Below are 22717 nucleotides of genomic sequence, written 5' to 3'. Positions count from 1 at the left end.
TTGTCAAGAAAAAGGTAAGAGGCCGCCGCCGATGAGGCGAAAGAGATCCTTCGACTACGCTCAGGATGACATACAGACGAAAATAAAGCCTATCTCCAAAGATCTCTCCGCTACGATCGAGATGACGCTGCCCTAAAATAGGCGCTCGCTATAGCCGCCCTGCTATCCGGCATAGCCAATTTTGGAAGCAGAAAGCAGTGGAAAACGAGCACAAGCATTCAAAAACCAGTAGTCAAGGAAATTTGCAGCCGAAAAGGAAAAGAGCCAGGGCTGGCCTCAAATTACCGCTAATAGTTTTCCGCTAGCTTCATGCAAACAAAAGGGGCAAGCCTTGGGCTTTTGTTTCTTTTGGGCCAAGCCAAAAGAAAAAGGCCGCCGCCGATGAGGCGAAAGAGATCCTCCGACTACGCTCAGGATGACATACAGACTAAGATAATACCTATATTCAAAGATCTCTCCAAGAGATCCTCCGACTACGCTCAGGATGACATACAGACTAAGATAATACCTATATTCAAAGATCTCTCCGCTACGGTCGAGAGACGATGCCTTAAAATAAGGCGCTCGCAATAGCCACCCTGCTCTCCGGCCTAGGAGGTGATGGAAGGGGAAAACGTTAAAGCTTTTGCAGCAACTTTCAAAAACAACAAACCAAGGCATCGCGTATTCTGCGATTCTTCATCGCAGCTTGTGATGCCGCAATAAAAGCTTTGACGAATTTACCCGACATCAGCTCCAAGCCTTGGTGTTTTGCTACTTTTCCATCAAGAGAAAAGTAGGAGGCCGCCGCCGATGAGGCGAAAGAAAAAATCAAAGACGAAGTCTTTACAGCTCTTTAAGATCCCCGCCTACGCCAGGATGAAGGATGGTATGAAAAGGATTTGTAGGGCAAACAATAAGATTGCCACAGTCTAAAATAAGATAATCCATTTTTACATCCTTGGCATACCAAAAAAATCATCATGTTTTACTACCTTTGCGGCTCAAAATTTTAAGTATAATGAGTCAGTCGATTAAAATCAAAAACGCTTTAATTTCAGTATATTATAAAGATGGTTTGGAGCCATTGGTAAAATTGTTAGCCGCTCAGGGTGTACAGTTATTTTCTACTGGCGGAACAGAACAATTCATCAAAGACTTAAACTTACCGGTTACAGCGGTTGAAGATTTGACTGGCTATCCTTCTATTTTAGGCGGTCGCGTTAAAACTTTGCACCCGAAAGTATTCGGTGGCATTTTAAATCGCAGAGCATTAGCAGGCGATCAGGAACAAATTGCCGAATACGAAATTCCGGAAATTGATTTGGTTATTGTTGATTTATATCCATTTGAGGAAACCGTAAAAGCAGGTGGAACATCAGAAGAAATCATCGAGAAAATCGATATTGGGGGTATTTCATTAATCCGTGCGGCAGCTAAAAACTTTAATGATGTCGTGATTATCGCCTCGAAAAACGACTACCCTACTTTACAAGCTCAATTAGAAGAACAAAATGGTGAAACCACTTTAGCGCAACGTAAAGCATATGCTAAAAAGGCTTTCCATACTTCTTCCCACTATGATACGGCAATCTTCAATTATTTTAATGAGGAAGAACCACTTGATGTTTTTAAACAAAGTGTGGATGATGCTAAAACCTTGCGTTATGGTGAAAATCCACATCAAGGGGCAGTATTTTATGGCGATTTAGATGCCATGTTTACCAAATTGAACGGCAAAGAACTTTCTTACAACAACCTGGTAGATGTGGATGCTGCCGTGGCTTTAATCGATGAGTTTGAAGATCCGACTTTTGCAATCTTAAAACATACAAACGCTTGCGGAATTGCTTCCCGCCCTACTGTTAAACAAGCCTGGATGGATGCATTAGCATGCGATCCGGTTTCAGCTTTTGGTGGTGTGTTAATTACCAACGTTGAAGTTGATTTAGCAACTGCTGAAGAGATTAACAACCTGTTTTTCGAAGTGCTAATTGCACCTTCTTACCAACCGGAAGCAGTGGAATTGTTCAGCAAAAAGAAAAACCGCGTTATTTTACAACGCAACAATGTGGAGTTGAGCAGAAAGCAATTTAAAACTTTATTAAATGGCGTAATTGAGCAAGATAAAGATTTAATTATCGAAGGTCCGGAGCAAATGACAACCGTAACCGATAAGGCGCCAACGGCTCAGGAATTAAAAGATTTGCATTTCGCAAATAAGATTGTAAAACATACAAAATCTAACACCATTGTTTTGGTTAAAGATGATGTGTTAATTGCAAGTGGTGTGGGTCAAACTTCCCGGGTTGATGCGTTAAGACAAGCTATTGAAAAAGCAGCTTCTTTTGGTTTTAGCATAAAAGGAAGCGCGATGGCATCTGATGCTTTCTTCCCTTTCCCTGATTGTGTAGAAATTGCTGCTGACGCAGGCATTGCTGCCGTTTTACAACCAGGTGGATCTATTAAAGATGCAGATTCGGTTGCGAAAGCAAATGAAAAAGGTATTGCTATGGTAACTACCGGCGTAAGACACTTTAAACACTAATTAAGGAAAAAGGTTGAAAGTTTAGCGGTTGACGGTAATGCAATATGCCATCATTGCCAGGCATGAAGCCTGCCTCCCGCAGGCAGGAAATCCTAAGGGCTATAAACTTTCAGTAGTAAGATTGCTTCGTACCTCGCAATGACGATCGTTTTAGAAATAGAGAAGCTGAAGGATTACAGGTTTTGATTTTCAGCATAATTTAATTGCCTTAAAAACAATTTAATGAAAGAAGAAAATAAAACTTAAAACAATAAAAAACCTATTTTTACATTAGGAATAGTATAGATTTAACAAATTAAAGAAAATATAACTCATACATGGGATTATTCAATTGGTTTACGCAGGAAGTGGCCATCGATTTAGGCACTGCGAATACCCTAATTATACATAACGACAAAGTAGTAGTAGATGAACCGTCTATTGTTGCCTTTGATCGTACTACAAACAAAGTTATCGCTATAGGTCGTCAGGCGATGCAAATGGAAGGTAAAACCCATGATAATATTAAAACCGTTCGTCCTTTAAAAGATGGTGTAATTGCCGATTTCAATGCCGCTGAGGCGATGATTAAGGGCATGATCCGTATGCTAAATGGCGGTAAAGGATGGATGTTCCCATCTTTAAGGATGGTAATCTGTATTCCATCAGGCATTACTGAAGTAGAAAAACGTGCTGTACGTGACTCTGCCGAGATTGCCGGAGCCAAAGAAGTTTATTTAATTCACGAACCAATGGCTGCTGCCGTAGGGATTGGAATTGATGTGGAGGAACCAATGGGTAATATGATTATCGATATAGGTGGTGGTACTACAGAAATTGCAGTTATCGCCTTATCCGGTATCGTATGTGATCAATCTATCCGAGTTGCGGGAGATAACTTCGACTCTGATATCGTGAACTATATCCGTCGCCAGCACAACATAATGATAGGCGACCGTACTGCGGAAAAAATTAAGATTGAGGTGGGTGCAGCGTTACCAGAGTTACAGGATGCGCCAGCTGATTTTGCTGTTCAAGGTCGTGATTTAATGACCGGTGTTCCAAAGCAGATCACTGTTTCTTATACTGAAATTGCACATTGTTTAGATAAATCAATCTCTAAAATTGAGGAAGCGATTTTAAAAGCATTGGAGATTACCCCTCCAGAACTTTCTGCTGATATTTATCAAACTGGTATTTATTTAACCGGTGGTGGTGCCTTGTTAAGAGGTTTAGATAAACGTGTTGCTGCCAAAACGAAGCTACCTGTTCACGTGGCAGAAGATCCACTTCGTGCAGTAGTTCGCGGAACTGGTATCGCCCTCAAAAACATTGGCGGTTATAAATTTTTAATGCAATAGACTCATTTACGAATGTAGATTTTAGATTGACGATTGATGAATAGCCAAACGCTTAAAATAAGAACAAAAGCCTATGCTATATCAATTGGAAAATTAATAATTTCGTTGCCGTACAATATTTTAAGTAAGAATTATTCAAATCAATTGGTTCGTTGTTCAAGTTCTGTTGGTGCAAACTACAGAGCCGCTTGCAGGGCAAAATCTACAGCTGATTTTTTGAACAAATTAAAAATTGTCAAAGAAGAGCTTGATGAATCGATGTTTTTTCTTGAATTATTAAAAGAGTTTAATGCTGATTTAGCCGTTGAAATAGATAGAAATTGGAAGGAAGGAAATGAATTGCTTTCAATTATTGTTTATTCGATTGTAACAATTAGAAAAAACGAACAGGCTCGTCAAACACCATTAATCTTGAATGAAACTATGCCGGCAATCGTAAATCGTCAATCTAAAACCGTAAATCAGCATGCGTAACCTTTGGATTTTCATCAGCAGATACAACGCATTTTTCCTGTTTATTATCTTTTTTATTATTGGCATCTATCTTACGGTAAAAAATAATGCCTATCAGCGCAGCGTAACCCTAAATTCATCTAATGAAATTGTGGGTACCGCATATGAAAGGCTTAATGTTTTTAAAAGATACATGAATCTGGGGATGGTAAATGATAGTTTAGCGGCCGAAAATGCTAAACTGAAAACACAGTTATTAAACCTGACCACAGTTGATACGACTAAAGATGTAAAAGTAATTGATACGGTTACCGATCAGCAATACACCTATTTGGCTGCAAAGGTGATTAAAAACTCCATTACCCTTCGCAATAACGTAATGACGATTAACAAGGGCAGTTTAGATGGAATAAAAAGTGGCATGGCTGTAATTGCTCCACAGCGTGGGGTTGTAGGCTTAGTTCGTGATGTTTCTGAACACCTGGCAACCATTCAATCGTTATTGCACAAGGATACCCGAATTAGTGTAATGCTTAAAAAGAATACGGCTTTGGGTTCGTTGGTTTGGGGAGATTCAAATTTCGATATCAAAAAAGCATTGATCAAGGAAGTTCCCAATCACATTAAAATGCTGGTGGGCGATTCTGTGGTCACCTCTGGCTTTGGTTCTTTCCCAAAGGGGATTTTAGTGGGTAGAATTATTAAACCAAATGTAGCAACCAACGATAATTTTTTATCTGGTGAGTTAAATTTATTTACCGATTTTAGTACGTTACAATACGTTTACGTGGTAAAAGACAAAAGAGCTGAAGAGCAGAAAGCTTTGGAGAGCTTAATTAAGCCAAATGAATAGTAGAATAATCATTGTAAATATAATCAGGTGGATTTTGCTCCTTTTTGTTCAGATATTTCTGCTCAAAAACATGGGCTTTTACGATCTTTCTACACCCTTTGTTTACGTTTTCTTTTTACTCTTATTGCCCTTTGGAATACCTAACATTTTGCTTTACGTTTTGGCTTTTGCAACGGGCTTAACCCTCGATGCATTTTACGATACGATGGGCGTTCATGCTACGGCCTGTATTGTTTTGGCCTTTGTGAGAATATCTTTTATTTCAATTAGTTTAAACCGCGATGCAATTGACGACCCTGAACCTTCGTTAAGTTATATGGGTTTCCAATGGTTTTCGCTATATACTTTACTCTGTGTTGTTGCACATCACCTGGTGCTGTTCTTTTTAGAAACATTTAGGTTAACCGAAATTGGCTATACCTTAATGAGATGCGGCTTAAGTTGTATCTTTACACTGCTTATTATTTTATTGGTAGAGTTTATATTCTATAAAAGAACGTCCCGCTAATGGATCAATTATTTAACCGAAAATATATCGTTCAAGGATTATTTATTGTAATCGCCCTGATTTTATTGGGTAAATTATTTTATATCCAGATTGTTAGTGATAAATACTTTCTTTCTGCTGAGAGTAATGTGCTACGCAAGATTTATAAGTACCCTGCCCGTGGTGCTATTTTAGATCGCAACGGAAAGGTTATCGTTCAAAACGAGCCTGTTTACGATTTAATGGTTACGCCAAACGAGGTTAAAGAATTCGATACGCTGGCACTTGCCCAGGCTTTAGAAATTTCAATTGAGGATGTGCGTAAAAACTTACGCAAGGCCAGAGGAAAATCTACCTATCAATCAACGCCTTTTCTTAAACAAATATCGGTTCAAAGTTATGCCCGTTTGCAGGAAATTCTATATCGTTTTCCGGGATTCAGAACACAAGACAGAACGGTAAGGCACTATCCAGATAGCGTTGGCGGCCAGCTGTTTGGCTATGTAAAAGAAGTTGATAGTGCTGATATTGCCAATTCAGAAGGATTCTACAGGCCAGGCGATTACAAAGGAAAAAGTGGTTTGGAAAAATCATACGAAGAGATTTTACGGGGGGAAAAAGGAGTAGTTAATACGGTATATGATGCTCATAATACGCCACAAGGAAGTTATGCTGATGGCAAATACGATATTAATGCCGTTTCAGGTGAACGCCTGATATCTGGTATTGATATGCGCATTCAGAAACTTGGCGAAGAGTTGATGAAAGATAAAGTGGGTGCAATTGTGGCCATTGAGCCTGCTACCGGCGAAATACTATCTTTGATTAGTAGCCCAGGTTACGATCCTAATTTACTGGTTGGTCGGGATCAGGGCAATAATTATATGAAGTTCATTGTTGGTAACCCTTATCGCCCATCATTGGTGAGGCCAATCATGGGTTATTATCCTCCTGGCTCATCTTTCAAACCTGTCGACGCCTTAATCGGCCTGCAAGAAGGGGTGATCGATCCAAATACAACTTTCTTCTGTCCGCATTACTATCAGGCTGGAAACAGAAAAATTAAATGCGAACACTTTGATGGTTCTATTTCTTTACGAAGAGGCATAGCCCGATCTTGCAATACCTATTTTTGTTATGTCTTTCAAAAGTTGATCACCAAAAATGGGATGAAGAACCAAAGAAAAACATATCAAGAATGGCGGGATAAGATTGCGAAATTTGGTTTCGGAGAAAAATTGGATATTGATATGCCTTATGAAAGAAAAGGATATTTTTATGAAGCAGATCATTATGATAAAATTTATGGCAAACGTTGGGGCTACACCAATGTAATTTCGCAGGCTATCGGACAGGGTGAAATCACAGCGACACCGCTGCAGATGGCCAATGCAATGGCCATCATTGCCAACCGCGGCTATTATATTAAACCCCATATCATTAGGGCAATGGGCGATAAGATTAAAAAGGAATACGTAGATAAAAAATATGTTGGGGTTGATGCCAAGCACTTCGAACCCGTGATTGATGGCATGCAAGATGCTGTTAATACGAGTTGGGGAACCGCAATATTATCCAGAATACCTGATGTGGTGCTTTGTGGTAAAACCGGTACAGTGCAAAATCCACATGGTAAAAACCACTCTGTTTTTATCGGCTTTGCCCCACGCGACAATCCGAAAATTGCAATTGCGGTTATTGTAGAAAATGCAGGTTTTGGAAGTACTTATGCCGCTCCCATCGCCAGTTACATGATTGAAAAGTATTTAAAAGGCAAAGTTACAGGCTCAAGAGCTGCACAGGTAGAATGGATGAAAAGCCAGAATCTTTTACCGGTTTTAAAAGACAAGACGAAGCCAGTTAAGATCGTGACTAAAGCAGATAGCCTATTAATTAAAAAAGCTGATTCAACCAAAAAAGTAAAGGATAGCTTGAGTATAAGGGCGGCAACAATAAAACAAAGTGTGGCTACAAAGCCAAAAGGAAGCAAAACCGTTCCATTAGAAAACCCTGTAACCCAAAAGTAAAATGCAGCAACAACAGGGAAACCGTTTCTTTTTCAATGTAGATTGGATTACCGTTTTGATTTATATTGCCTTATGCGCTATTGGGTTTGTCAACATTTACGCATCTGTTCCTCCGGAGAAAACGATTGCCTTTGGTTTTAGCGAACTTTACGGCAAGCAGCTTATTTATGTCATTTCCGGATTAATTTTAGGCTTAGCCATTTTGTTATTCGATGGCAGGCTTTTTAACGTCTTCTCCCCTTTTATTTACGGGGGTACGTTGTTATTGCTGCTGGCGGTGTTAGTTATCGGAAATAAAGTAGCCGGTAATCAGGCCTGGATCGCCATTGGCTCCTTTAAACTTCAGCCTGCCGAATTCGCCAAGTTTGGAACTGCCTTGTTATTAGCCCGGTATGTAGGAAGTTTCAATCCTAAATTCCGCGATTTTAAATCAATCGCCATTGCAGCTTTAATTGTCGGCGCACCATTGCTATTAATTATGCTTCAGCCGGATACAGGCTCTGCGTTAGTCTTCCTGGCCTTTATGTTTCCCCTTTATCGTGAAGGTTTGTCTGGTTATTTCCTTTTGATATTTCTGGGAATGATCGTCTTGTTTGTAGCCGATTTCCTGGTTCCCACGTGGATTTTGATTACCATTATCACCGTAATTGCGGGTTTATTTATTTACAATAACCGCAGGAAACAGAAAATTATTTTCTCTACAGTTTTAGTTACCGTTTTTGCTATTGGTTATCTTTTCTTAATTAAAGTTGCTTACGAAAAGGTTTTGGCACCACACCAAAGAAGTCGTATTGAACTGATGCTTGGCCTAAAAACAGATAACAGAGGTGCTGGTTATAACGTAATTCAATCTCAAATTGCCATAGGCTCCGGGCAGGTTACCGGTAGAGGATTTTTAGAAGGAACACAAACTAAATACGGCTATGTGCCAGAACAAAGCACCGATTTTATCTTCTCAACCATTGGTGAAGAATGGGGATTTTTGGGCTGTTTGGTGGTGATTGGTTTATATAGTTTTTTACTGTTAAGGCTGATTAACTTAGCCGAACGACAGCGATCTACGTTTTCCAGAGTTTACGGTTACAGTGTGGCCTGTATTCTCTTCTTCCACGTCTTCATTAACATAGGGATGACCATTGGAATTATTCCGGTAATTGGAATACCTTTGCCGCTAATCAGTTATGGTGGTTCTTCGTTATGGAGCTTCACCATTTTGCTATTTATCTTTTTGAAACTGGATTCGAATAGAATGGGATTTTTTTAGGAGCAAATAGTAAGGAGAGAAGATCAAGGAGCAAATAGTGAGGAGGAAAGAGCAAGGAGTAAACAGCAAAGATATAGTCTTATAGTCAGCGGGCTAATCGCTGCTAGTCGAGATTTGCAATCTCGACTCCAAATAGGTTATTGCAAATCCTGAAAAAAAACGAATGAGATTGCCGCAGCTAATGAAGGATTAGCTTCGCAATGACGATAATAGGAACGGGATTTAAAATCAAAACTAACACGAAACGAGATCTCACAGCTATTAAAGGATCAGCTTCGCAATGACGATTGTTGGAACGGAAGTACGCTTGGTTTTATGATTCCAGACTTATAACCTTTAACTTATAACTTACAACCTAAACCCTAAACCTTCTATTCAACAATTCGTAAAACTGATCGACCGTTGCTTGCTTACTGGCCCAGTCATTTTTAGCGGCATAATTTGTCTGCAAAAAGCTATCTGCTGCTTCAAAACTATTCATCTTATTTACGATATCAATCGCTTCTGAATAGGCCAGATTGTAACCTTTAAATAAATCTTTAACAAATAATAATTTTTCATTTAAACTGATCCCTTGTTTTAAATCAGCTATTGGTGCTTTAATTGGCTCTTCGTTATTTGCATGTGTTTTCGCCAATAAATCATTTAAACTCGGTGCTGGGGTTGATGAAATGGGTTGAACTGGCGGTCTAACCGGAATGGCTTCCGGAATAAACATGGGTTTTTCTTCAACAATTGGCGGCGAAATAATAGGATCGTCCATCTCTACATCTCTCAATGCTTCGATAGGTTTAAAATTATCAATCGGAGCCTCAACCTCTTCCTCAACCTCTCTAAGCTCTGGTTCATCCTCATGAGGAATTAAAAATGGCTCCGGACCAATCTCATCTTCTTCTGTTGTTAAGGTTTCCTCAACAAAATTTGGCTGCTCCTCTTTTTCATGGATCATTTTCTTTTGAGCAAGTACCTGTTCTTCATCTTTACTCAGCGGGCGATCGAAAATCTCTTCAACCGACTTTTCCTCATAATCGAATTTATCATCAGTACTGTGATTGCCTAAAACGAACTCAAAAGAATGATCATCCTGATCGGGTTTAAAGAAATCTTTTTCTAAAACTTCCTCCGCAACATCTTCATGAATTTTTTCATCATCCAAAACTTCTTGCTCCTGCTTTACGTCAACTCTTTCTTCCTCTTCCTCTGCAGTCGCAATTTCCTCCAGCTCAGCGGTGACGAAACTTTCCTCTTCCTCTAAATAACTTTTATCCGCCCAAATTTCATCTTCTAAAGTTTCTGGTTGAGCCACCAAGGGCACCTCCTGCTTAGTTACATTTCGCTGTTGCGAAGTGCTGTTTAACTTTTGTACAATGCGAACATGATCAGCTAAAAAATCGGCATTCGCTAAAAACAGCTCCACTTCTAAATCGTTTAATTGCTCAGGATTTTGAGCCAAGAACTGGTATTGCTCATTTAATTCCGTTAAAATATTGCCTACTTTTTTAAAGATATCTTGTTGGTTCATCATGAAGTGATAACGGTTTTTTACTCGATTTATGTTGGTAACTATGTATTCAAAAATAACACATAATTATGATATTTGTTCGGTTTAAAATTAAAGAGAATCCACCGGGTTATAAAAAATAGGGCATGTTATTTAGCGAACAGAATTTTAGAAGAAGGGGAGAATTTTCAGGAAGTATTGAAGTGGTATGTGGCTCTATGTTTTCAGGAAAAACTGAAGAGCTAATCCGCCGACTAAAAAGAGCCCAGATTGCTAAGCTGAATGTCGAGATTTTCAAACCTCGTACAGATACCCGTTACCATGAAAGTGCTGTGGTTTCTCATGATTTAAATTCCATAAACTCCACTCCTGTTGATAGCGCTTCGGCCATTTTACTATTGGGAACCAATACCCAGGTTGTGGGCATTGATGAGGCCCAGTTTTTCGACAATGAACTTCCGGATGTTTGCAATAAATTAGCACTCAAAGGCATCAGGGTTATTGTCGCCGGGCTCGACATGGATTTTACGGGTAAACCTTTTGGACCGATGCCCGCCTTGATGGCCATTGCTGAGCATGTTACAAAAGTAAATGCCGTTTGTGTTTGCTGCGGCAACCCAGCGCTTTACAGTTACCGCACCGTGGCTGATGAAGCTACCGTTTTACTCGGCGAAAAGGAAAGCTATGAGCCACGATGCAGGGCTTGTTACAATTTGGATAAAGGCTAATCGCTTTCAAAACTGTTTACTTATCCGATTGTTAGTCAATACTAAAAACTAAAATTCAATTGAAAACGATTTCCATTTTAGGTTGCGGCTGGTTCGGTTTTGCTTTTGCAAAGAAATTAGTTGAGCTTGGTTACGAAGTGAAAGGATCTACCACTTCGCCCGAAAAACTTGATTTACTTGCAGAAGAGAAAATTAGTCCGTTCCTAATCAATTTCACAGCTGATCACATTATTGCCGACAACGAATTCTTTGATGCGGATGCGCTTTTTATCTGCATTCCTCCAAAAAGAAACACCGCTGAACTTCTAGATTTCCCTCAAAAGATAAAATCAATTCTGGGTGCCGCGAAAGATAAATCGAAACAGGTTGTATTAATCAGTTCGACAAGTGTATATGCTGATGAAAATAAAACAGTAAACGAAAACAGCGAGACACATCCCGATACCGATTCGGGAAAGGTGGTATTGTCTGCAGAAAATATTTTAAAGTCTTCTTTACCAGATCATTTTACCATTATCCGCTTCGCGGGATTGATTGGGCCAGATAGAAACCCTGGCAGGTTTTTCGCGGGTAAAACTGATGTTCCAAATGGTTTAGCTCCTGTTAATCTCATCCATCAAACTGATGCTGTTGGCATTGCTGCTGCAATTTTAGACAAACAGGCTTACGGACGGATTTATAACGCTTGCTCTCCTCACCATCCCACGAAAAAGGAGTTTTATACGGAAGCAGCGAAAACATCTGATTTAGTGGAACCCCTTTTTGTAGATGAAAAGAAAGATTGGAAGGTTGTGGAAAGTGTTAACGTTCCTGAGTTTTTACAATACGATTTCCAGACTGCAATTTAATTTCTAGCTCACGCTTCAAAAAAACCTGTCATTCTGAGCGCAGCGAAGAATCCAGAACCTATAAAGCACTACCTCATTTAGCCGCAACACCTGAAATAAAATCTGTAAACTATTCATGTTGGGATCTTTGATTTAACAGATTCTTCGCTGCGCTCAGAATGACAAAGGGTTAGTCGAGATTTATAACGCATACTTCTAAAGCCGGGATTACAAATCCTGACTAAAAAAACGGATGAACGAGCAACGTTAACCTAACGAAGCATTATATCTGCTATTGATGTTCCGCCATGCTATCCGGCATAGGAGACAATGGAAGGAGAAAAAATCAAAGCTTTTGCACAAACTTTCAATGCCAGCTGCAACAAGGCATCGCATATTCTGCGATTCTTCATCGCAGCTTGTGATTCCGTCGATTAAGCTTTGATGATTTTATCCGACATTGGATCCAAGCCTTGATGTTATTAATAGTTTATATTGTTTTAAAGGTATTAATGAGCTCGCTGAATGGCTCGGTTTTGTTTCTTTTGTCTCAAGACAAAAGAAAAAAGCCCATCGGCGGCTAGCCGAAAAAACTAAGGAAGACCTCAAATACTGCCAGTTTTTATGAAAAGAGAAATGATCGTTATAAAGTGGGGATTACAAATGTCAACTAAAAACTTAACAGATTCTTCGCTAGGCTCAGAATAACAAAGCATTGGTCGAGATTAAATCAGCTCAACAACCCCAATAGTTCCTCTTTGCTTAAGTTTTTAAAAAATCCTCCATCGGTTTGAATCAAATTTTTAACCAGATCCTTTTTTGTGGCTTGCAATTTCATAATTTTTTCTTCAATCGTATCGGGGCAAATAAGCCTTACTGCCATTACATTATTATGTTGGCCAATGCGATAAGCCCGATCAATTGCCTGATTTTCTACAGCAGGATTCCACCATGGATCAACGAGATAAACGTAATCTGCCTGGGTTAAATTCAAACCTGTTCCTCCTGCTTTTAGGCTGATCAGAAATACGGGAATATCAGTATCCTGCTGAAAAGATTGAACAACTTCTTCTCTGTTTTTGGTTTGGCCAGTCAGATACTCATATTTAATATTCCGGTTTTCGAGTTGTTTCTTAATTAAATCGAGCATGGTTACAAACTGAGAAAACACTAAAATTTTATGGTTTAATGCCTTGTTTTCTATTTGTTCCAAAAGCACATCGATTTTTGATGATGCCTGTAAGTAAGATTTTCCATCGGCCAACAAGGCTGCAGAATTGCAAATCTGCCTCAATTGAGTAATACTTTTTAACACGTGCATGGAGCTTTTGGGCAGCTGGTCTTCAGTTTTATTTAAAATATAATCTTGAATTTCCTTTTTGTTTGCCTCATAAACTTCTCGCTGCTCCGCTCCCATTTCACAGTATAAAATGATTTCTGTTTTATCAGGAAGTTCTGTAGCTACCTGCTCTTTGGTTCTTCGAAGAATAAATGGCCTGATCTTCTGCTGAAGTTCCTCTGCTCGTCGCTTATCTTTGAACTGATCAATAGGGGTAGAATATAAATCAGCAAATTGCTGTTTACTGCCAAATAAACCCGGACAGGCAAAAGACAATTGCCCGTATAAATCAAAAGTATTGTTCTCAATCGGTGTACCGGTCATCACAACTTTATTCCGCGATTGCAACATTCGAACTGCTTTGTATCGCTGCGATTCAGGGTTTTTAATGTTTTGCGATTCATCCAAAAAGATGTAGTTAAAGCGATAATCTTTTAAAAAGCGAATATCAGAAAGCAAAGTCCCGTAAGAGGTTAATATCAGCTCAAAGCGATCGAAAGTATCGGTAGTTTTAGTTCTTTCATTGCCATAAATCGTTTTTACCTTTATTGATGGGGCAAATTTTTCTACTTCAGCTTTCCAGTTGAAAATTAAAGAGGCTGGCACAACAACAAGATTAGTATTGTGCTTTACTTTATCTCGCTGAGAAAGGATAAAAGCGAGAATTTGGATCGTTTTACCCAAGCCCATATCATCGGCCAAACAAGATCCAAAATTAAAATCATCCAGAAAATTGAGCCAGTTTAAGCCATCTTTTTGGTAATGCCTTAAAGTGGCTTGTAAAGTCTTTGGAACTTCAACTTCTTTTATTGAATCGGTATTTTCAAATTTTTTCCGATAAGAATGAAGCTCATTTTTAACTTCCCCATCAAGTAAAGCATCTTCATAAAGCTCGTTAATGGTGGCAAATTTTATTTTTGGCGTCAATATAGCATCTTCAGTAATTTCACCAGCGTTAAAGTAATCGGTAAATTTTAGTAGCCAGCTTTCTGGCAAAATGCCTTGCGTGCCATCGTCTAGCGTAACAAATTTGCTCTTGTTCCTGATTGATTTATGCAAATGTTTTAAGGCGACTTTTTGCTTTCCAAATTTTACTTCCACTTTAGTTTCAAACCAATCGGTTCCGCTTAAAACCTCAATGTTAATATTCGCCTTGTGCTGATTTAGTTTATTATTTTTCAGCGTATTGAAGCCCAGAATGTGGATTCCTTTATTCCGCCAGGTTTCAAATGCATCTAAAAACCAGGCTTCCTCTAAAAATCTTTTACGATGTAGGTAAAAGGAATCATTACTCTCCTGCTCGTAAAAAAAGGGGTGCTGCTTTAAAACATTGCCAATAAACTGTAACTCAGCATGATCATCACGGTGAACAGTAAAAACATTCCCCAATTTATCTTGTGCCTGAATCTGCTTTTTGGAGAGTACCGGAATTTCCTGATTTCCATAGCGCATTACCGGGGTGATGAGAATAAAATCTTCCGATTCGGACAGATAAATCAGCTGCTCGGTTTCCAAATCAAAGCCCTTTTCTTCAATTTGTTTTTTTGTTGCAGGCTTTAAGTAGGAATAATCTACATGAATGCTTCCTTCCAACTGCACTAAAATTGTTTTTTGGAACTCAGGATATTTCGATTTATGAAGGATTAAGCGATTACTTTGCTTCTTGAAAAATCCAATTATCCGCAACAAATCCAACCGGGTAATGAGGTAAAGCTGATCTTTGAGCTGGATAAAATATTGATGGACGAGCATTAACTGATCAATTTCATAGGATTTTCCTTCAATGCTTAAACGCCCGGTAATTTCAAAGAAATCGCCTTTTTGATTAACAGTTAAGCGCAAATCAACTTCCAGCGCTTTAACGGTTACGGCAGCTATGGTTGATGCCTGAATGGCTGAAGATTGCTTATTGCTTTGAATATAGAATGGTAAATTTAAAGGGTTTTTAACAACGGCCTTTAAAGCGCTAATCTCTTCTTCACTTTGTTCGTTGTTATAATTTTGTTGAAAAGCAGCAACTCCACTGTAAAATTTTAATACGTCGCCTTCTTCAGCCTTAAAAATATGTGTATTGGGGTTTATACTTTTTAATGGATTTTTTACCTTTCCATTTTTGGTAATCTGCGCCTCAAAAAGCTCTATAGTTAGGTTGTTGTAGTAGCGGTGTTGCCCCAAAACTAAGATTAGATTACCAGCATCAACGTTCGGCTTTTTACTTGTCTCCTTTGGCAACAACATTTGCTCGAGTTGTTCTTTCGCTTCGCGATTGAAAGGTTGCAGTGCTTCAATTTTTGGTTTGATTTTTATTTCACCATCTTGTAAAGTCAAATTAAAAATCGACTCCAAATCTTTCTCATATTCTAACCCATAATTTACTGCAATTTTGAGCAGCTGCTGTTTTCTGAGGTTTTTATCGAAAAAAATCAATAATTCTTGTCGATACAAAATGTTGTATAAAACCTGCGCCTGGTGTTCACATAACTTAGTTTTTGGTGTTTCGCAACGGCAAGAAAGTTTTACATTTTTTTCATTCTGCTGAACCTGAACAATGGGGAAAACTGCCGAAGAGTCGTAGCTACTGAAAGCGGCAAAATCAATTTCAATTTGTTCTGCAACTAAACCGTAAAACCCTTTTACATCGGTATGTATCTGTTGATTTAAATGCTTTAAAATCACGATGGCACTCAAATTTTGGAGATTAAAATCCACAAATATATAGTCGTAAGGATTTAATTCTATCGTTTGATCGCTGCTATTCTCTTCACTCATTTAAATTGGAAATAATGGATAAAAATACATTTACCCCGCGATAATGACGCAATAGACCGGGAAATTTTTACCAACAGCCTGTTCGAAAGTTAAGTTAATATAAACACATTGAAAGGTAATTTAACTAAATATAATTTTGAATCCTCTAATTTTAAATTATGTTTGTTCACGTTAAATAAGTTAAGCTCCAAACCGAATATTGTCCATGAAAAACATTACCGACAGGCACGAATTCATCTTAAAAAAATTAAAGGAAGACGGAAAAGTAAACATTATCCAGCTTACCGATTTGATGGAGGTTTCTGGAGTTACCATTAGAAAAGATTTAAAACTTTTAGAAGATAAAAATTTACTTTTCAGAACTCGTGGAGGTGGATCGATTAACAATCCCTATGCAAACGAACGGACGATTAATGAAAAAGCATTCATCAACGCTGATGAGAAACAAAAGATTGCAAAAGCAGCCCTTTCTTTAATTCAAAAAAGTGATTCTATCAGCATTGGTTCTGGAACAACGGTTTTTGAATTGGCCAGATGTCTATATCCAAACCAGCATTTAACGGTCATCACGCCTGCGCTAAAAGTGGGTTTGGAGCTGAGCACTCGCCCTAATGTTGAAGTTTTGCAGCTGGGCGGTTTAATTCGCTCCAACTCCTCATCAGTAGCTGGCTCATATGCAGAACGGGTACTAAGTGAAATATCTTGTGGTGTACTATTTTTAGGGGTAGATGGTATCGATCTGGATTTTGGTTTCTCGATAACCAATTTAGCAGAAGCCACACTTAACCAAAAAATGATAGATACTGCCCAAATTGTTGTAATTATGGCCGATAGCAGCAAATTTGATAAGCGTGGCCTCGGTAAGGTTTGTGGCTTTGAACAGGTTCATTATATCGTCACCGATAGCGGTGTTTCTGAGTTTATCATGAATCAAATTGAAGAAAAGGGCGTCAAAGTTATCATTGCTGATTAATTAATTAGGGCTTAGATCTACGCATTCGGGTTTTGCTAATGCTTGAGCCCTGGATTGATACTTATTTTTTAAGGCTCACTTTGCCCATAAACCTGGCTTTCGGATTCTTTTTTGGCTGGATCTTTGTAATGGCTTCGGCTACTTCAATTGGCAAATCAGATTCTAAAATATCTGCTCCCTGTTCAAAGGTTTCTCTATAATTTCTAGCCCGTTCTTCTTTTGTCGCCAACTTATCGTAAGTGGGTGCTGCAGATATCATACACATCACGCCGCGGGCATGGAGCATATCAAAAAGTTCTTTATTTTCAGGTTTGTTAGTTGGCCCGATGTAAGCAATCATGCTTTCCCAGGGAATACCTGCAGCCTCATATTCCAATAAAGCTTTCTTAGTTTTCACAAAAGCAGAAAACATCCGGTCAGGATTTTGATCGTAGTAAAACTTAGCATGTTGGGCATCATGAACAGTAATCATGATTACTTTATTGGGATTTTCCTCTAAAATCCGTTCTTGCATATCCAGAGGCACATCTTTACGATCTAAATTGACAACGGTCTTTCCAGCGCTCCAATCAATTACCTCTTTCAGGGTCGGGATTTTGTACTCGGTAACATGCCCTTCCGGATCTTTCAATCTAAATTTTTGAAGCTCGGCAAAAGTATAGTCCGCTACCTTACCAGTACCGTTTGTGGTTCGGTCAAGCGTAGCATCATGCATTAAAACCAAAACGCTATCTCGGGTTAGCCGCGGATCAATCTCAAAAAAAGCTTGTGTAAATTTCAGCGTATTTTCAAAAGTGGCAATGCAGTTCTCTGGAAAACCTTTAACCGTACCGCCCCTGTGGCCGCTAATAATGGGTATAGTTTTTCCTGTGTATTTAAAAAATTCACGCAGTTCGTTTACGTTTTTAATTTTTAGCGTGTTGATATTGGTCTGTGCAAACACACAAACAGAGCTGGCAAAAACAAGCTTGGCAAGCATGAAAGCCTTTAAGGTAGTTTTCATTTCGAATTATATTTTGCCGTTCAAAAGTCTGAGCGTCATGACGCCATCCTCATCAAATTCAATTTCCGTTATCGATGAATTTTGCTGCGCCAACTGGCGATAATTTTTTAAAGGCATTCCGAGTTTGCTGGCCATAAAAAGACGGTTGATGCCATTATGCCCAACAACCATGATGGTTTGGTTACGATGTTTCAACATCATTTCATCAAAAAAGCTGGTTACCCGATCTACAATTTCTGTAGCCGATTCTCCGGTTCCTCCGGCTTTATTGGTTTCGGGAGCGTCCATCCAATTGGTCCACAACGAGGCATTCTCGGCAATGAATTCTGCTTTTGTTTTGCCTTCCCAATTGCCAAAATCAACTTCAATTAATCGATTATCTATAAATACCTCTCTTTTTCCAGATGCAATTTCGGCAGTTTTTTTTGTACGGAGCAGTGGAGAAGAATAAACTGCATCAATTTTCATATCGCTCAGCTGATCGCAAACAAATTTGGCCTGCCTGAGTCCTTTTGTAGTCAACTCGATATCTGTTCTACCGCAATAACGGTTTCCATCTGCATTATAAGCTGTTTCTCCGTGCCTTAATAAATATACTTTTAGCATAAATTTCTTCGTGTTTAAGCAAATAATCAACCAAAAAATTAAAGTGAATTACGAAGATTTAAGTAGAATGGAACTTCGAGTTTTTCGGTTTTTCCATTTAATACAAATTCTGCTGCCTGTGTGCCAAGCTCATGGAAATCTGTAGATATAGTGGTTATTCCATCCAGAATGAAACGTTTGAGAGGGGTTTCGTTGTAAGAAATTACACCAACATCTTGTCCGATTTTAAGCTTAAGGACAATTAATCTTTCTATTAGCGTTACCAAATCATCCTCCATCAGGTTGATATAAACTTCGCCTGGCTTTATTTCTTCTTCCTTAATATTGTGAATCACTTTATGGTCAAAAGCATATTGCTGGCAAAACCGATAAAAACCCGTTAAAATTTCCTGTGGAAAATAACTGTTTTTTGGGAAAATGATTTTGATTGTACTGTATTGAGATAATCGTGGCAAGGCCTGTTCTAAGGCAGCATAAATGTCTTGAGCGAAGTTTTCATAAGCAGCTGCGAAATCACCAGTAATACCTGGCAACAACTTATCCAGAATAATTAATTTCTCTTTCGGGATGGTATTGATAATTTCATGGGCATTTTCACCCCCTTCTAAAAAATGCGGAATGATGACAAAATGGGTATAGTCATCAATTTTAGAGGTGATCATTTTTTTGAAGAATGCAAAGTCGTTGTTGTAGATATAGAAATCTATAGCTGCTTTTTCTCCAATTGCTTTCGTAAACGAGTCATAGATGATCTTTTTGTGAGTACTCAGTTTATTGAATAGCAAACAAACTTTGAGTTTTCTGGAAAAATCTATGTTGGTAATAAAATATCCTTTACCAGGAACAGAATCGACTACGCCCAGTTTACGCAAGTTACGATAACCTTTTTCTGCCGTATCTCTCGACATCTCCAGACTGAAGCTTAGCTCATTAATTGATGGCAACAAACTTCCTTTTTTTAGTTTGCCAGATTCGATGCCACTTAGTATCGCATTAGTAAGTTGCTTATACTTCGGCGTTGAAGAATATTCATCAATCTGAATTAAGGAAATTAGGTCGTCTGTTTTCAATATATGCTGGCTCTAAGCCCGAATATAGCAAATTAATGTGGTTTGAGCTCGGATACATTAGAGATTATTTCATTCCGCTCATTTTTGTAACCTTAACACAATTAAGCCACTCAGGTTACTGTGTTAAAAAGCTCCAGGTACCCATTTGCATCCCCAATGATTTCGCATCCGAGATGACGCTATATCGTCCGTTGAATTGCAGAGTAATATTTGAGCTGAATCATATCAGTTGGTGCCGGATTTTCATTCCAGGCATCATTTATTGCCAGTGCAGTTCCAATGGATGTGGCTTGCGAAACTGAAGATGCATAAATCTCAATATCAGGAATAGAGGTGGCCAGCAAGTGCATGTAAATGGCATTTTTACCAAATCCGCCATCAACAAAAACTCTTTTTACACCCGCATTTAGAACCAGATTTAAAGAATAAATCTGTTGCTTTACCAGATCAAAAATAAGCTGATGGTAGGCTTCTTCAGCCGTTTGAAAAAGATTCAAATCACGATCCGGGAAAGCGGAATTGACTGAAAATTCTGTTTGTGCAGTTAAGTTTTCCGGTACTTTATTGGCCAGCTTTAAAATCATGGAAGGATTAAACTTCAGGTGCTTAAATAAATAAGCGGCTCTATCGAAGTGCTCAGCAATACGTTTTAACTGTACTTCGTGTTCGTAACCTGCAAAAATTCGGGAAGCTTTAATCGGTTTACCTTTGTAATGCATGTAACAAAGGCAATCTTGTTTCAATTCTTCCTTAGTAAGCGGCTCTTGATTAAAAGGATTTAAACTGATGCACCAGGTACCCGTTGAGATTAGAATAAATGGCGTGTTAAAGTTCGCCAGATAAGGAATTAGGGCGGCGGAACTATCATGCAAACCAACGCCAACCTGAAACGTTGTACCATTAAACGTGGTTGCTATGCTTGAATCGGCAGGCGTAAATTCACCAAATTTCTCCTCAATTTTTTCTGAAGTAACCCATTGATGATACTGATTTTGGTTAAAATCCCAAAGTTGTGTATGGCAGCCAATGCTGGTGATATCGCTAACGGCTTTACCGGTAATCAAGAAGCTCAAGTATTGTGGCAAATGCAACGCATACTTCACTTTGTCGAATAAAGCCGGCCGCTCTTTTTTAAGTCTGTAGAGCTGCATTCCAGAATTTAAACTACCTAATATCGGCGAGGCAGTTTCTAAAGAGATCTTTTCCTCGCCGCCGTATTTTGCATAAAATTCCTTTTTTAAGTCTTCTGGATATTCCTTCAGATAATTATAAAGCGGTGTTAAGGGTGATCCATTTTCATCAAGATACACAAAACTGGCGCCATAGGTAGAGAAATTGACAGCTTTAACGTCAAACTCTTTCATTTGCAAAACCTGATGCAAAGAATCGTAAACCGATGATTTGAGGCTCTCCAGATTTTCACATGGCTCACCATCTTCATCAACAGTTTCTACGAAACGGGCTGAACGTTCGTAAACAATCTGATAATTTTCATCAATAAGAAAAAGTTTTTTGTTCGTTTTCCCAACGTCAAATATTGCAATAACCGGTTTTGGCATCTCTTTAGCTCCCTTTTTTATAAACCTGTTGCTACAGTATTTCCTCTATGGTTAACTAAATTTGATCTTACACTCAAATCGCGGTATAGGCTTATCGGAGCCAAAGCTGCTCCAGCTCTTAACCTTGCTTCAGCCACTAAAGCTCTTAAATCGCTACGGAAAGTATTTTGTAAAATTTCCTGTGCCTTTGCCACGTCGTTATTATCCTGGGCGGCATTTAAAGCTTTACGATCTACCAATAAGGCTTGAGCATAAGCAATCATAATGGCTTCTACCGATTGTAGTAAATCTTCCAAAGGGTCTTTCACATTGTGAGAGGCATCTATCATCCATCCTAAATCTTTTGCATGGTTCATTCCTTTTGCATCCATACCCTCAACCAGCTCATTAAAAATGAGGAACAACTGATAAGGTTTGATACTTCCGGCAGTTAAATCATCATCACCATATTTCGAATCGTTGAAGTGGAAACCACCTAACTTTCCTTCCATCAAAAGCAAGGCAACAATTTGTTCGATATTTGCATTTGGTAAATGGTGACCCAAATCTACCAGGGTATAAGCTTGCTTACCTAATTTACTTGCGTAAAGCAGCGACTGACCCCAATCTCCAACTGTTGTAGAATAGAAATTTGGTTCGAATGCTTTATATTCTACAAAAAGTTTCCAATCTGCCGGCAAAGCCGAATAAATTTCTTCTAAACTTTCTAATGTATTTTCGAATGCCCTACGGAAATTTAACTGACCAGGGAAACAAGATCCATCGGCCAGCCAAACTGTTAGTGCATCAGAACCTAATGCCACACCATGCTTAATTACTTCGATGTTATGTTCAATAGCTTGCTTGCGAATGGCTTTATTCACATTTTGTAAGGAACCGAATTTATAGCTATGTGCCGAACCAGCCTGATCTTGAAAAGTATTTGAATTCATGGCGTCGAACTTCAGTCCGTAGCCAGCTGCAAGACTTTTTAAACTTTCAGCATTTTGTGGTATATCCCAAGGGATGTGAAGGGAAATAGCACCGCTAGCCCCATTTAATGCATGAAGCAAACCAACATCTTCAATTTTTTCTTCGATTGTGCGAGGCTCGCCGCCTGTAATGGCAAAACGACCGAAACGGGTACCACCTGTACCTAAAGCCCATGATGGAATCGCAATCTGAAAATCAACCAGTTTCTGGATTACACTTTCTAAATCAACATGCGACCAATCTTCTTTTAGAAAGTTGAGTTTGCGCTGATGTGAACTGCTAAGGGAATCATTATGTTTTTCTATTTGGTTCTGCTCGATATTCATGAGAATATTTGGTTTTGTTAGGTTAATAATTAAGCGATAAATCGCTTTGATTTGATCCTCAATTTAGATTGAGAATTTTAAAGTCATTTCCAG

The 22717-nt window shown here is 38.8% G+C and carries 17 protein-coding genes; 10 read left to right on the top strand and 7 right to left on the bottom strand.

Annotated elements, in window-relative coordinates; all coding sequences use genetic code 11:
* The first annotated feature begins 1000 nt into the window (after positions 1–1000).
* From purH to rodA, 7 genes are all read left to right on the top strand, one after another.
* Entirely contained in the window at positions 1001–2527 is a 1527-nt protein-coding gene (gene purH, locus ASE92_RS19560; protein ID WP_056851800.1) for a bifunctional phosphoribosylaminoimidazolecarboxamide formyltransferase/IMP cyclohydrolase, read from the top strand.
* 317 nt (positions 2528–2844) lie between these two features.
* Positions 2845–3867 carry a rod shape-determining protein gene (locus ASE92_RS19555; protein WP_010601761.1) on the top strand — a complete coding sequence of 341 codons (1023 nt, stop codon included), beginning with the start codon at positions 2845–2847 and terminating at the stop codon, positions 3865–3867.
* A 36-nt stretch (positions 3868–3903) separates the two neighbouring features.
* Complete coding sequence (locus tag ASE92_RS19550) at positions 3904–4341, top strand: four helix bundle protein (protein ID WP_082455129.1); 438 nt, start codon at positions 3904–3906, stop codon at positions 4339–4341.
* A complete protein-coding gene (mreC, locus tag ASE92_RS19545; protein ID WP_056851799.1) occupies positions 4334–5173 on the top strand; it encodes a rod shape-determining protein MreC in 840 nt (279 codons plus the stop codon). The genes ASE92_RS19550 and mreC overlap by 8 nt, the downstream gene beginning before the upstream one ends.
* Entirely contained in the window at positions 5166–5681 is a 516-nt protein-coding gene (locus ASE92_RS19540) for a hypothetical protein (RefSeq protein WP_056851798.1), read from the top strand. The genes mreC and ASE92_RS19540 overlap by 8 nt, the downstream gene beginning before the upstream one ends.
* Positions 5681–7687: a penicillin-binding protein 2 gene (gene mrdA, locus ASE92_RS19535; protein ID WP_056851797.1), complete on the top strand. Its 2007-nt coding sequence runs from the start codon at positions 5681–5683 to the stop codon at positions 7685–7687. Before ASE92_RS19540 ends, mrdA begins: the two co-directional genes overlap by 1 nt.
* 1 nt (position 7688) lies before the next feature.
* Positions 7689–8951 carry a rod shape-determining protein RodA gene (gene rodA / locus ASE92_RS19530; protein WP_056851796.1) on the top strand — a complete coding sequence of 421 codons (1263 nt, stop codon included), beginning with the start codon at positions 7689–7691 and terminating at the stop codon, positions 8949–8951.
* Positions 8952–9306: 355 nt separating this feature from the next.
* On the opposite strand, the gene ASE92_RS19525 is transcribed toward rodA, so the two are convergent.
* Positions 9307–10476, bottom strand: a complete 1170-nt coding sequence (locus tag ASE92_RS19525; RefSeq protein WP_056851795.1) for a hypothetical protein — start codon at positions 10474–10476, stop codon at positions 9307–9309.
* A gap of 122 nt (positions 10477–10598) precedes the next feature.
* Between ASE92_RS19525 and ASE92_RS19520 the strand changes: the two genes are divergently transcribed.
* Both ASE92_RS19520 and ASE92_RS19515 read left to right on the top strand, forming a co-directional pair.
* Positions 10599–11180, top strand: coding sequence for a thymidine kinase (locus ASE92_RS19520; protein ID WP_056851794.1), 582 nt, complete (start codon positions 10599–10601; stop codon positions 11178–11180).
* A gap of 59 nt (positions 11181–11239) precedes the next feature.
* Positions 11240–12028, top strand: a complete 789-nt coding sequence (locus tag ASE92_RS19515; RefSeq protein ID WP_235527402.1) for an SDR family oxidoreductase — start codon at positions 11240–11242, stop codon at positions 12026–12028.
* 709 nt (positions 12029–12737) lie between these two features.
* Here ASE92_RS19515 and ASE92_RS19510 read toward each other — a convergent pair.
* Positions 12738–16115 carry a DEAD/DEAH box helicase gene (locus ASE92_RS19510; protein WP_200926463.1) on the bottom strand — a complete coding sequence of 1126 codons (3378 nt, stop codon included), beginning with the start codon at positions 16113–16115 and terminating at the stop codon, positions 12738–12740.
* A 205-nt stretch (positions 16116–16320) separates the two neighbouring features.
* Between ASE92_RS19510 and ASE92_RS19505 the strand changes: the two genes are divergently transcribed.
* Positions 16321–17088, top strand: coding sequence for a DeoR/GlpR family DNA-binding transcription regulator (locus ASE92_RS19505; RefSeq protein WP_056851792.1), 768 nt, complete (start codon positions 16321–16323; stop codon positions 17086–17088).
* Positions 17089–17149: 61 nt separating this feature from the next.
* Here the strand turns inward: ASE92_RS19505 and ASE92_RS19500 are convergent, their stop codons facing one another.
* The 5 genes from ASE92_RS19500 to ASE92_RS19480 all read right to left on the bottom strand — a co-directional run bounded on the left by ASE92_RS19500 (position 17150) and on the right by ASE92_RS19480 (position 22624).
* Positions 17150–18091: a glycerophosphodiester phosphodiesterase family protein gene (locus ASE92_RS19500; RefSeq protein ID WP_056851791.1), complete on the bottom strand. Its 942-nt coding sequence runs from the start codon at positions 18089–18091 to the stop codon at positions 17150–17152.
* 6 nt (positions 18092–18097) lie between these two features.
* Positions 18098–18697: a histidine phosphatase family protein gene (locus ASE92_RS19495; RefSeq protein ID WP_056851790.1), complete on the bottom strand. Its 600-nt coding sequence runs from the start codon at positions 18695–18697 to the stop codon at positions 18098–18100.
* A 38-nt stretch (positions 18698–18735) separates the two neighbouring features.
* The gene (locus ASE92_RS19490) at positions 18736–19767 is read right to left on the bottom strand and encodes a winged helix-turn-helix domain-containing protein (protein ID WP_056851789.1); all 1032 of its coding nucleotides are present in this window, start codon (positions 19765–19767) and stop codon (positions 18736–18738) included.
* A gap of 179 nt (positions 19768–19946) precedes the next feature.
* Positions 19947–21326 (bottom strand): FGGY-family carbohydrate kinase, encoded by a 1380-nt coding sequence (locus ASE92_RS19485; protein WP_056851788.1) that lies wholly within the window; start codon positions 21324–21326, stop codon positions 19947–19949.
* A gap of 17 nt (positions 21327–21343) precedes the next feature.
* On the bottom strand, positions 21344–22624 hold the full coding sequence (locus ASE92_RS19480; protein ID WP_056851787.1) for a TIM barrel protein: 1281 nt from the start codon (positions 22622–22624) through the stop codon (positions 21344–21346).
* Positions 22625–22717: the final 93 nt, after the last annotated feature.

Source organism: Pedobacter sp. Leaf41, assembly GCF_001422545.1.
GTDB lineage: Bacteria > Bacteroidota > Bacteroidia > Sphingobacteriales > Sphingobacteriaceae > Pedobacter.
This window is presented reverse-complemented; position numbering and strand designations above follow the sequence as displayed.

Bases quoted from the DNA above. Each gene is read 5' to 3' on its own strand.
- ASE92_RS19525 (WP_056851795.1), bottom strand. From the start codon at position 10,476: ATGATGAACCAACAAGATATCTTTAAAAAAGTAGGCAATATTTTAACG.
- mreC (WP_056851799.1), top strand. From the start codon at position 4,334: ATGCGTAACCTTTGGATTTTCATCAGCAGATACAACGCATTTTTCCTG.
- ASE92_RS19550 (WP_082455129.1), top strand. From the start codon at position 3,904: ATGAATAGCCAAACGCTTAAAATAAGAACAAAAGCCTATGCTATATCA.
- ASE92_RS19510 (WP_200926463.1), bottom strand. From the start codon at position 16,115: ATGAGTGAAGAGAATAGCAGCGATCAAACGATAGAATTAAATCCTTAC.
- ASE92_RS19485 (WP_056851788.1), bottom strand. From the start codon at position 21,326: ATGCCAAAACCGGTTATTGCAATATTTGACGTTGGGAAAACGAACAAA.
- ASE92_RS19500 (WP_056851791.1), bottom strand. From the start codon at position 18,091: ATGAAAACTACCTTAAAGGCTTTCATGCTTGCCAAGCTTGTTTTTGCC.
- ASE92_RS19520 (WP_056851794.1), top strand. From the start codon at position 10,599: ATGTTATTTAGCGAACAGAATTTTAGAAGAAGGGGAGAATTTTCAGGA.
- ASE92_RS19505 (WP_056851792.1), top strand. From the start codon at position 16,321: ATGAAAAACATTACCGACAGGCACGAATTCATCTTAAAAAAATTAAAG.
- purH (WP_056851800.1), top strand. From the start codon at position 1,001: ATGAGTCAGTCGATTAAAATCAAAAACGCTTTAATTTCAGTATATTAT.
- ASE92_RS19540 (WP_056851798.1), top strand. From the start codon at position 5,166: ATGAATAGTAGAATAATCATTGTAAATATAATCAGGTGGATTTTGCTC.
- mrdA (WP_056851797.1), top strand. From the start codon at position 5,681: ATGGATCAATTATTTAACCGAAAATATATCGTTCAAGGATTATTTATT.
- ASE92_RS19480 (WP_056851787.1), bottom strand. From the start codon at position 22,624: ATGAATATCGAGCAGAACCAAATAGAAAAACATAATGATTCCCTTAGC.
- rodA (WP_056851796.1), top strand. From the start codon at position 7,689: ATGCAGCAACAACAGGGAAACCGTTTCTTTTTCAATGTAGATTGGATT.
- ASE92_RS19555 (WP_010601761.1), top strand. From the start codon at position 2,845: ATGGGATTATTCAATTGGTTTACGCAGGAAGTGGCCATCGATTTAGGC.
- ASE92_RS19495 (WP_056851790.1), bottom strand. From the start codon at position 18,697: ATGCTAAAAGTATATTTATTAAGGCACGGAGAAACAGCTTATAATGCA.